Raw genomic sequence first — 10708 nt, forward strand, 5'->3', positions numbered from 1 at the left:
CTTACCGAAACCAGATCCACTCCTTATGCGGGGTGACCGCCCCTAGGGGACCAGTCGCGGTTGCGCGGGCGGAAGAACTGCACCGCGATGAACAGCCCGATACCGAGGAGAAGCGCAAGGGAACCCATGCCCGCAAGGAAGCCCGCCCAGAAGCCGGCCATCGGTGCGCCATAGCTCATAGCCTGGATGTTTGCGCTTCCAGCCTGCTGTTCCTCCGTGCTTGGGGCGGGGCGCTGCGCCGCGGCGGTATGCTTGGTGCTTCGTTCCTTCTTGGGCGCCGCGGTACTCCCGGACTCTTTCGCGCGAGTAGCAGAGCGCCCGTTCGAGGTGTTCCGATGTGTGGAATCTCTCTGTTGTTCCACAGTGTGGGATGATCCGTTCTGTGGGGCGCGCTGGCCCTGCGTCTCAGGACGTTGGCTTCTTTCAGAAGCATCTGCAGCCGGCTTCTTTTCGGTGCTTCGCGCGGAGCGCTCAGACTGCTTCGAGTCTTTGGCGTCTCTGGACGTGGAGGGCTGCGCGCCGTTGAGGACGGCCTCGGCCTCCTTGAAGGTTTTATCCATCGTCTTGTCTAACTGAGCGATGGACTTAGAGGTGTCGTTGATCTCCTTGGCCAACTGCTGCGGGCGGTTCTTCGCGCTGCCAGAACCAGAGCCCTGCCCAGCGCCGGCACTGGCACCCCAATCCAGTTGACACACCTCGTCGGGCTCCGCTTCACCTACGAGGAAAGGAACGTCGATGGAATGCTCCGAGCCATCGTTGAGCGTAAACGTGAAGGTTGCGGCATAGGCGCCTGGCTCGGTGAAAATGATCCCGGTGTGGCTGTGGAAGTGATCGGGGTAGTCCCAGGTGATGTCTGGGTCTTCCGAATCAAAGAGGACGGTGGGCGCTGCACCCAGGGAGTTTTGGAATCCCACCATACGTCCGCCTTCCGGTGCGCTGTGCAGCGTTAGCGACAGGGTAGCGCCCTCGGCCGTTGCCGGGTCGAGGTAGCTGGTGTTGAAACCAAGCCAGGGGATTGCCGGGTCTTGGGTTTGGGGGATCTGCCAACCACTCGACGGGATATCGCTTCCGGCTGACTCATCGAAGGCGGCATTGCTGCCGACCTCCACGTAGAACTCGCCGGAGTCGTAGTCCTTGCCGGACTCATCGTCGCGGGCGATGAAGGAGATATCGCCAGAATTTCCCACCAGCGCGAGGTCTTGGTGTCCGCGGCTAAAGGCATGCAGGGAGCTGGCATCGCAGGAGGACTCGCCTGCGCGCTCCGCGGCAACAGCGGGCGCTGCAGAAGCAATCATCGTCGGCGAGCTCAGGGCGATAGCGGCGGCAGCAGTCAAGGTTAGGGGACGGATATTCATGCGGACAGGGACTCCTTTGATTCAGATGGGTGCGGGGAGGACGCCGTGGCACGACGAGAATGCAGAAGAGGGGACAGCGCCCACGCCGCGAGGAAGCAAGCAGTAAGCAGCAGTACGATGGTCGCCCCAGCGGGAAGATCGATGGCCCACGCCAGATAGATGCCGAAGAAGCTGCCGAGCGAACCGATGGCCGCGGAGGCGATCATCATCGACCCCAGCGAGTCACAGAGCAGCCGCGCCGTGGCCGCCGGGGTAATGAGTAGGGCGAGCACGAGGACGTTGCCGATGGTGCCCACAGAGATGACCACCGCGCCGGTCACGCAGAGGTAGAGCACGATGTCTAGAGCAAAGACGGGCAGTCCCATCGCGCGGGCGGTCTCTTTGTCCAAGCACGTGGCGGTGAGCTGGGGGCCGAGCAAGACCACGGCCCCAACGATGAGCACCGTGACGGTGAACGCGGTGTAGAGATCTGCACGGGAGACACCCGTCAGCGATCCGAAGAGGAAGCTCGTGAGCGAGGCCGTATAGCCCTCCACTCGGGAGATAATGACCATGCCAAGCGCAAAGGATGCGGCGAAGAAGATACCGATGACCGAGTCCTCGCGGACCGTGCGGCGCTGGGAGAAGCATGCGATGAGCACGGCGACGGTGCAGCCCGCCACGGCGCCGCCGAGCAGCACTGAGCCCTGGAGCACGAAAGCGATAGCCAGCCCCGGGAACACTGCGTGGGAGACGGCATCGCCGATAAAGGCCATGCCGCGCAGCACGACGTAGCACCCCACCACCCCGCACACGATCGCCGCGAGGATGGAGATGCCGACCGCGCGGGCCAAAAAGTCCAGGTGCGGGTTGGCCAGGTCCTGGAAGAACTCAACAAGCGAAATGTCGATCATGCCGCCACCCCAATCGCAGAGAGCAGCGGTGAAGAGGCCGATACTCCGAAGGTCTCGCTCCACGGCTGCGGGGTCAGGCGCAGGGCCTCCGCGGGTCCGTCCGCGACGATCCCCCGGTTAAAGAGCACGAGGCGCGAACACGAATGCGCGGCCTCGGAGAGGTTGTGCGTGGACATGACCACGCTGCTTCCCTGGTCGGTGAGTTTCTGGAAAAGAGTGAGTAGCTCCTCGGTGTTGGGAGCGTCGAGGCCGGTAAAGGGCTCGTCGAGAAGCAGCACCTCAGGCTCGCAGGCCAGAGCGCGGGCGATGAGGACGCGCTGGCGTTGGCCGCCGGACAGCTGCGCGATGGGGCGCTGTGCGAACTCTTCTAAGTTGGTCAACTCGATGGCGCGGCGGGCAGCCTCCTTGTCAGCCCGGCCCGGCCGCCGGAACCAGCCCACCATTCCCGTGCGCCCGCTGAGCACCGCCTTGGCCACGCTGATGGGGAAGTCCCACTCCACGTCGTGGCGCTGCGGGACGTATCCCAACGAGGTGGTGACGTCGATGGTGCCGGTGAAGGGGACCAGCCCCAGAACGGCGCGCATCAGCGTGGTCTTACCGGCCCCGTTCGGTCCGAGAAGCCCAATAAACTCGCCGGGGTCGACGTCGAAACATGCGCCGTCGATGACCTGGCGGCCAGAAAGCGACACTGCCAGGTCGTTGATTGAGATGAAGGGATTAGCCACGGCGCCCGCCTTTCGCGCGTAGCACTGCGAACACAGCCCCGACGAGGACGAGTAGGCCCGCACCGGCGAGTGCCCAGACCCACACCGGCACCGCGGCGCCCGCCGAGGCATCAGAGGACTCAGCGCTCGGATCCCACTGCGCGGCGTGTGCCTGCGCGACGTCGGTGCCTGTACCGACAGCAAAGGTTAACGTGGCCTCGGCAGCGACATCGCTCCCGGCGCTCTCGCCCGCGCCTTGCCCGCTCATGCGCACCCGAACCTGGTGGATGCCGGGCTCGCTAAATACCCAGTTAGCGTGCGTATGCGTGCCCAGGTCCACCCAGAAACCGTCCGTGGCCCCAGTCGCGGTGGACCACAGCAGCTGCGGTTCTTCGAAGCCACCGTTTTGCAGGAACAGCGAGAACTCGCCCGGCCCTTGGTGGCCCAAGAACTCCATGGTGAGGCCGCGGTCAACGTTGTCCGTTAGCGAGGGCGCCTGGGTATTCCAGCCCAGCCACGGCACGTCGGCTTGCTCTGTTTGGGGAACGACCCACACCTGCGATCCGGGCTCGGCGCCGACAAAGGAAAAGGCTTTGTCCTCCGGAAGGGTGAGTTGGGCATTGTCGCCGACGTCGAAGACCACGTCAGCAGGATCACGCCATACCGGCGTGGCTGCCGAATCGTCGCGGGCGAGGAACTGGGCCTGCCCGTCGACAAGCAGCAGCCCGAGGTCCACGTGACCGTGGTCGATGGTGGCCTCTGTCCCAGGTGCGGCTACCTCTTCATCGGCGCTCACAACCTGGGCCAGATCACCGGCCGAAGCAGTCACCGGGGCGAAAGCCAGCGCCGCAGCGGTCAGCGTTGCCGCCAGGGACGTGCCTAGTGTGTGGATGGTGCGATTAGACATGAGTTTCCTTCGTGGTGCTGCCTAAGCAGCGGTTGAGTGAGTGTGCGTTGAATCGCAGGAGGTCGAGATACGTGGGGACGGTGTCATCGAGAGTGTCGCCGTAGATGGGGCACACCGCGATCCCTAGGGATTCGGCAGCCTCACGGATGACATCGGCGCTGGCCTGTTGGGTAGGTTCGACGAAGACCGCGGGAAGTTGGAGATTCTCCAGCGTCCGGCGCAGGGCGATGACGTCCCGCGGTGACGGCTCGATGGCCGGGTTGGGAGTGACGAATCCCGCAATGTCAAGACCATAACCTTGTTCTAGGTAGGCATAGCCGTGATGAGGTGTGACCAAGTGCCGGTTGCGCTCCGGGATGTCTTCGATGAGCCGCCGCACCTCCGCGTCCGCGTCGTGCAACTGCTCGATGTAGTCCTGAGCGCGCTCCCGATACTCCGCGCCGTGCGAAGGATCCGCCAAGGCCAGCTGCTCGGCGATGACCTCGGCATAGCTGATGCCGTTGGCCGCGTTGTGCCACAGGTGCGGGTCAACCTCACCGTGGATGTGCTTGCCCAGGACAGCCTGAGGCAGCAGGTAGGTCTCGTCACCCGGGCGCCCCAGGAAGCGGTAAGCGGGATCCGGCGGAATCTGCTGCAGGGTGGAGTTGGGAATGCTCAACGCCGTGGTGTGTGGGTCGAAACCTTCGCCTTGATCCTCTAAATCGAGCTCGCCCGTGGACAGGTCCGCGGTGATATCTACGTGTCCCGCATCCAGGGAGGTCATTCCATCAGGTGGCTGTACGCCCACGGCCACCGTGAATTCCTGCGGGGAGCTATCCGTTGCGCCAAAAGTGAGACGGTATATGCCCGGCTTGGTGAAGGCCCACGAGACGTGCGTATGGGCGTTGGCCGGCAGCGTCGTGGAATCGTCGCGTTCGTCCAGACCATCAGCCGTGTTAAAGAGTGCTTCGGGCGTACCAAACGTGGATACGACGTAAGCCGCAACATCGCCTGGCCCCTCGGCATCGAGCAGGCTCATGGTTACGCTCGTGGTACCCGGCGGGGCATTGCGCACACGCAACCCCAGCCAGACGGCATCGAGGGCAACGTTTTCCACCAGCGGCACGAGACGGGCCCCGCGCGTGGACGCTTGGTCCGCTACCTCGGTGACCGGAACATCCGATGATTCCCGCAGCGTCTTCAACAGGTTCTGCGGCTCGAGGAGAAACCCATTGGCCAGCAGCACATCCGCGTTTGCGACATCCCGCACCGAGCGCAAGCTCGGCTCAAAGGTGTGTGGGTCCTTGCCCGCAGGAATCAACGTGGTCACCGCAGCGTCGTCCCCGGCCACGTGCTTGGCGACGTCCCCCAGAATCGGCGTCGTCGCCACCACCTTGAGCTTCGCATCGTCCCCACTGGCGGTGCTCGCGCAACCACTGAGCGTGGACGCGCCAATAAGCACCGCCGAGAGCAGCGCGATGTGGGGCGTCCGGGTGCGTACTCCGTGCGGCATTAGTCGCGGCCCTTCATGAGTGCGAGACGTGCTAGGGCCAGGCCAAGCACGAGCATGCCGAGGCCCAAGATTCCGATACCCCACGGCAGCAGGTTTTGCCCGCTGTCGTAATAGCCTGCTGCAGCGACCGTGTCCACGTTCTCCGCGGCTGGCGTGGTTTTGTCGACTGCGCGGGCAGGCTTGCGCTCCTTCCTTTCCTTGCGCTCTGAGCGGTCGTTTCGCTCCTTGTCCTGTGCCTTTCGTTCCGCGTTCTTAGTTCCCGCAGCCGACGTCGCACCGCGGGTAGCGCCTCCGGAGCTTCCGCCCCCAGAGCGGGAGCCTGAGTTAGAAGAAGCAGGTTCGTCGGAAGAGGCCCCGCCCAGGGCGGCGTCGTCGAGCTCAGCAGGGCTCTCAGCACCGTGGTCCGTAACCGTTTCTTCCTCCCGAGGCGTGGCTTCTGCGTCACCGACGTCCCAGGTATAGGTGACCTGGTTACTCGTGTCCCCGTTGGATTCTGCCTGCACCGTCATGGTGTAGATACCGGGCTCGCTAAAAGCCCAGTTGACGTGTCGGTGTGCCGGGTAGGCCTGGTTGATGACATCCCCGGACACCAGGTCCAGCGCGCCGGCGTCGGTGAGAGGCTGGATATCTCCGAAGCCTGCCGTTTCGAAGACGAAGATATCACCGGGGCCGGTGACCTCAACGAACTCGAAGTTGATGTCGGTGTAGCCAGCCGATTGTGCAGACTGGGTATCCCATCCCGGCCAGAGCAGCGAACTGTCCTGGGTCTGGGGGAGGTAATACGTCGGTACGCCAATTCCATCGATGCCCTCGGTGGCCTCGCTCCAGGCCTCCTCGGCCACTTTGAGGGTGACATCGTTGCCCGGGCGGACGACACCGCTACCGGTGATGTCTTCCTTCATTGACAAGGTGAGCTCACCGCCGGGTGCGGAGACATAGAAGGCGTCAACGTGCCCGGTGTCGAAAACCTCGCCATCGGCGCGGGCCGGGGCCGGATGGCCCGTGAAGACAACTGCCAGCGCCACGGCGATGGCGCAGAGGGCAGCAGTGACTCTGTGCAGTTCTGTGGTGCGGTGCACGCGGTGTCCTTTCTAGCGATGAAGCAAGCCGTTGAGGCGAGACTCAATCTGGCCGCGGTGGTTGTTGTAGAAGTTGAGGAAACCTTGGAACACGATGGCCAAGACAACGGGAAGCACGAGGCCCCACAAACCCTCGAGTTTGGGCATAGAAGATTTCATGTTCTTCTCGCCGCTGGATTTGTTGTCGTTCGGCTTGGTGCTGCCGGGCTTGTCGTTGCCCTCGCCCTTGTTTCCGCCCTTGTTTCCGCCCTCGTTACCGTCCTTCGCGCTCACGCAGTCCTTGATCGCGGCGTCGCCGGCGGCCACGGTGAGCGTCTGCGGTTCAGAGGTGATCTCCTTGCCGTCTGTAGTGGTGGCCGAGTAGCTGACCTCGAGCTTGTACATGCCCGGCTTCGTAAACGCCCAGTTGGTGTGGGTGTGGGAGGCGAAGGTGGTCTCAATGGAGTAGTCACCTTCGGCGGAGTTGATCAAGGGAGTAAAGCCCTTGCCCAACCCTTCGGTGGTGAACAGGCCCACCTGTGCGCCGTCGGGCATCTCAACGGGCTTGATGTTGAGGGTGACCGTGCCGTCTTTGTAGTCCTGGTAGTCAAGCGCCTGGGTGTTATAACCCGGCCAGATGATGCTCTGCTCTTGGGTTTGGGGGAGCAGGAAGAACTTATCCTCGCCCAGGTAGTCGAAGTCTTTGCCCTTGAGCGCCTCCGGGCGGGGGCGCAGGGCGTTGTTGTGGATGGCGAGGACAACGTCATCAAGCGGGCGCTCGACGGTCTTCTTGTCTACGATGGCCGTCTCATCCTTGAGCCGGGTGCGGAACTTATCGCCGTCACGAGTGACAGCGATATCGACGTGGCCATGGTCGAGCACCGCCTTGTCAACGCACGTACCGGTGTACTTTCCTGCCTCTGGCTTGGTGTTGTTGTCCGGGCTGGTGGAAGGGGCCTTGGAGGTTGTGCCGAGTGCGCCGCGGCCCTCGTATTTCTGCCCAAAGGAGAAGTTCTCGGTGAGCGTGATGCTTCCGGAATCTTGCTTGATGCTCGGGTGCGGGAGGATATCCAGGCGCACGGTATTGCCGTTGAAGCTTGCGTCTGCGCCGACCACAAACTCCGCGCGGCCGTTGCTGATGACCCCGTCGAATTCCACGTCGGGAAGCTCGCTGCCCTTGCTGAAGAAGCCACCATGGACGTAGCCTTCGAGCTTCTTATCGGCGGCCTCAACGATGATGCGTGTTGCGTCCTCGCCCTCCGGAATGGCCCGCGCGGACAGCTCCGGGTTAGGTACCGAAACCTCTTGATCGGAGGAGAGCTGGCGGGGGTTGGTGGTCTCTGCCCAGGACTCCGCAGACTTCTTCGAGGTGGTGGAAAGCTCGGCGTTCTCTGAGTAGGCGAGCTCCTCGGAGATCCAGCGCGGGCTGCCGTCCTCCGGGGTGTAGACAGCCTGGATCGTGGAGGACTCTGGGCCTAGGAACTCATCGAAGTGTGCTTGACCGTCTTTCACAGGCAGATCGGTGAGGAAGTAGCCGTCGATCAGCAGCGTGAGTGTGCCGTTGCTGCCGCCGGTGAAGTCGATGGAGGAGAGGCGCTCATCCCCATCCTTGTCTCCGGACTTTTTCGGAGCGATGGTCAACCGGTAGTCCTGTGCGCTGGCATCTCCCGCGGTGGCCTTGTCGAACCGCTCCTTGAGTGACGGTGTTGGATCGGCGGCCGGACGCTGACCGCCCACCTGGATGGAGGTGGTGGTCGGTGCGGAAGCGATGAGCTTGCCGTCCTTGTCGCGCGCGGTGGTGCGGTAGGTCAGCTGGTAGCGCCCAGGCTTGGTGAAGACGGTGTAGTTGTGGGTGTGCGTGCCGCTCGTCAGCCAGGCAGAATGCGGGGCACCCTCGGTGGTTCCGAAGAAGCGCTGCAGGCCGCCGGGGCCGGGGTAGTAGCCAAACATCTCTACCTCGCCGGGGCCATCGACGCTTAAGAGGTCGAGAGAAGCGATGTTGTCGCGGAAGTCATCGACAGGCAGCTCGGTGTCCGCACCGAAGCCCATCCATACCGGGTCCAGGCTGCCCTGTACGCGGGCAGGTGCCATGTAGTAGGTCGTGCCAGCCTTTCCGAGGAAGGAAAGTGCCGGGTCCTCGGGGACTGTGAACTGGTATTGGTTGCTTCCGTTCTGGTCCCAGCCTTTGCCCACCCAGGTGACCGTGTCGGCAAGGTCGTGGTTGCTTTCTGCGGAATGGCTCTTGAGGGTGAGAGAATTACCCTCCCAAAACGCCTTGGGGGAGTCGATGTGCGTTTGGGTGGCCACGTGCTTGCCGTCGTCGGGGCCGGCAACGGCGGTGGCGGGAGAGGCGAGGAGTGCGGCGCACGTAAGCAGAGCCGCGTAGCGGGTACGAACCACGATGGGAGACCTTTCTTCAGTTCTTGAACGAGAATTCACTATAGGTAATGGAAACCAGTACCGTTAAGTGTGAGGAAAAGGTGCTGCTCAGCCTTAGTGGAAACGGAGTTCAACTACCCCCAAGTGGGGCGGGCGGTGCGGCGATGCGGCGCTGAACTACGATGGTGGGCATGACTGAAAAAACATCCGACGTCCGCGTCCGTTTTTGCCCTTCACCCACCGGCACGCCCCACGTGGGCATGGTCCGCACGGCTCTGTTCAACTGGGCTTATGCCCGCCACACTGGCGGTACGCTGATCTTCCGCATCGAGGACACCGATGCTGCCCGTGACTCCGAGGAGTCCTACCAGGCCATCATCGACTCCCTGAACTGGCTTGGCCTCGGCTGGGATGAAGGAGTCAACGTCGGCGGCCCGGACGAGCCTTACCGCCAGTCGCAGCGCATGGACATCTACGCCGACGTCCTGCAGAAGCTGAAGGATGGCGGCTACGTCTATCCGGCCTACTCCACCAACGAAGAGGTGCAGGAGCGCCACAAGGCAGCCGGCCGCGACCCGCAGCTGGGCTACGACAACTTCGACCGCGACCTCACCCAGGAGCAGATCGACGCTTTCGAGGCGGAGGGCCGCAAGCCGGTCTGGCGCCTGCGCATGCCGGACAAGGATTGGTCCTGGACCGACCTGGTGCGCGGTGAGATGACCTTCAAGTCGGAGACCCAGCCGGACTACGTCGTGGCGCGCTCGAACGGTGCGCCGCTCTACACCCTGGTTAACCCGGTCGACGATGCGCTTATGGGAGTTACCCACGTTTTGCGCGGAGAGGACCTCCTGTCTTCCACGCCGCGCCAGCTCGCCCTCTACGAGGCGCTCGTGGAGCTCGGCATTGCCAAGAAGACGCCTGAGTTTGGCCACCTGCCCTTCGTGATGGGTGAGGGGAACAAGAAGCTGTCCAAGCGTGACCCGCAGTCCAACCTGTTCAATCACCGTGACAACGGCATCATCCCGGAGGGAATGCTCAACTACCTGTCGCTGTTGGGCTGGTCCCTGTCTGCGGACCAGGACATCTTCTCAGTCGACGAGCTCATCGCCAACTTCGACGTCCACGACGTGTTGGGGAACCCGGCTCGCTTCGATCAGAAGAAGCTCGAGGCCATCAACGCGGATCACATTCGCTTGCTGGAGCCGGCAGACTTTGCGCAGCGCCTGCGCGACTATCTCACCGAGTACACCGACTTCCCGGCCGACTATCCGGAGGAGAAGTTCGCTTTCGCCGCAGATCTGGTGCAAACCCGCATCAAGACGCTGTCCGACGCCTATGGCCTCATGTCCTTCCTCACCACGCCGGACGCCGAACTGGAGCTGGATGAGAAGGCGGCCCGGAAGAACCTCAAGGAGGATGCGGTGCAGCCGCTGGAGGTTTCCATTGCCAAGCTGGAGGAGCTCGGAGAGTGGAAGACGGAGGAGATTGAGAAGGTTCTCTCCGCCGCGCTTATCGACGACCTCGGCCTCAAGCCCCGCAAGGCCTACGGTGCCCTGCGTGTAGCTATCTCGGGCCAGCAGGTCTCCCCGCCGCTGTTTGAGTCCATGGAGCTGCTGGGCAAGGAGTCCACGCTGGCTCGCCTTAAGGCTGCTCAGGCGCTCACGCCGTGGAGCGCTGAGTAGTCCTCCTGGGCAGTCTCACAGAGCTGTAATTTCGGGGCGTTAGGTGTCACTCCTAACGCCCCGAAAATGCTTTCTGGCCTGGCGATTTGTGTGTATCGGTAGTGCTGGATATAGTTATAAACCGTTGCAGCGAGCAGCGAGGGGTTAAAGCCCTGAGCTAGTTCGAAGCGATAATGGCCTATGGTGTAATTGGCAACACAACGGTTTCTGGTACCGTCATTCTAGGTTCGAGTCCTGG

At 62.9% G+C, this 10708-nt stretch carries 8 protein-coding genes; 1 reads left to right on the forward strand and 7 read right to left on the reverse strand.

All coding sequences use genetic code 11. The annotated features are described in order from the left end of the window. Positions 1-23: 23 nt before the first annotated feature. Genes HMPREF3056_RS10435 through HMPREF3056_RS10465 form a run of 7 tightly spaced genes read right to left on the reverse strand, consistent with a single transcriptional unit; the run spans position 24 to position 8809 of the window. Positions 24-1355, reverse strand: a complete 1332-nt coding sequence (locus HMPREF3056_RS10435; RefSeq protein ID WP_070754713.1) for a choice-of-anchor M domain-containing protein — start codon at positions 1353-1355, stop codon at positions 24-26. Further along, complete coding sequence (locus tag HMPREF3056_RS10440) at positions 1352-2248, reverse strand: anchored repeat-type ABC transporter permease subunit (RefSeq protein WP_049156511.1); 897 nt, start codon at positions 2246-2248, stop codon at positions 1352-1354. The genes HMPREF3056_RS10435 and HMPREF3056_RS10440 overlap by 4 nt, the downstream gene beginning before the upstream one ends. Next, complete coding sequence (locus tag HMPREF3056_RS10445; RefSeq protein ID WP_049156514.1) at positions 2245-2973, reverse strand: anchored repeat-type ABC transporter ATP-binding subunit; 729 nt, start codon at positions 2971-2973, stop codon at positions 2245-2247. The genes HMPREF3056_RS10440 and HMPREF3056_RS10445 overlap by 4 nt, the downstream gene beginning before the upstream one ends. Beyond that, the gene (locus HMPREF3056_RS10450; RefSeq protein WP_049156516.1) at positions 2966-3859 is read right to left on the reverse strand and encodes a choice-of-anchor M domain-containing protein; all 894 of its coding nucleotides are present in this window, start codon (positions 3857-3859) and stop codon (positions 2966-2968) included. Before HMPREF3056_RS10450 ends, HMPREF3056_RS10445 begins: the two co-directional genes overlap by 8 nt. Further along, on the reverse strand, positions 3852-5351 hold the full coding sequence (locus tag HMPREF3056_RS10455; RefSeq protein WP_070754714.1) for an anchored repeat ABC transporter, substrate-binding protein: 1500 nt from the start codon (positions 5349-5351) through the stop codon (positions 3852-3854). The genes HMPREF3056_RS10450 and HMPREF3056_RS10455 overlap by 8 nt, the downstream gene beginning before the upstream one ends. Then, the gene (locus HMPREF3056_RS10460; RefSeq protein WP_070754716.1) at positions 5351-6430 is read right to left on the reverse strand and encodes a choice-of-anchor M domain-containing protein; all 1080 of its coding nucleotides are present in this window, start codon (positions 6428-6430) and stop codon (positions 5351-5353) included. Before HMPREF3056_RS10460 ends, HMPREF3056_RS10455 begins: the two co-directional genes overlap by 1 nt. A gap of 12 nt (positions 6431-6442) precedes the next feature. Continuing rightward, a complete protein-coding gene (locus HMPREF3056_RS10465) occupies positions 6443-8809 on the reverse strand; it encodes a choice-of-anchor M domain-containing protein (protein ID WP_070754718.1) in 2367 nt (788 codons plus the stop codon). 161 nt (positions 8810-8970) lie between these two features. On the opposite strand from HMPREF3056_RS10465, the gene gltX reads away from it, so the two are divergent. After that, complete coding sequence (gene gltX, locus HMPREF3056_RS10470) at positions 8971-10470, forward strand: glutamate--tRNA ligase (RefSeq protein ID WP_070681151.1); 1500 nt, start codon at positions 8971-8973, stop codon at positions 10468-10470. Positions 10471-10708 lie beyond the last annotated feature (238 nt).

Source organism: Corynebacterium sp. HMSC056F09 (genome assembly GCF_001815785.1).
Classification (GTDB): Bacteria; Actinomycetota; Actinomycetes; order Mycobacteriales; family Mycobacteriaceae; genus Corynebacterium; species Corynebacterium hiratae.

Bases quoted from the DNA above. Each gene is read 5' to 3' on its own strand.
- HMPREF3056_RS10435 (WP_070754713.1), bottom strand. From the start codon at position 1,355: ATGAATATCCGTCCCCTAACCTTGACTGCTGCCGCCGCTATCGCCCTG.
- HMPREF3056_RS10440 (WP_049156511.1), bottom strand. From the start codon at position 2,248: ATGATCGACATTTCGCTTGTTGAGTTCTTCCAGGACCTGGCCAACCCG.
- HMPREF3056_RS10450 (WP_049156516.1), bottom strand. From the start codon at position 3,859: ATGTCTAATCGCACCATCCACACACTAGGCACGTCCCTGGCGGCAACG.
- HMPREF3056_RS10455 (WP_070754714.1), bottom strand. From the start codon at position 5,351: ATGCCGCACGGAGTACGCACCCGGACGCCCCACATCGCGCTGCTCTCG.
- gltX (WP_070681151.1), top strand. From the start codon at position 8,971: ATGGTGGGCATGACTGAAAAAACATCCGACGTCCGCGTCCGTTTTTGC.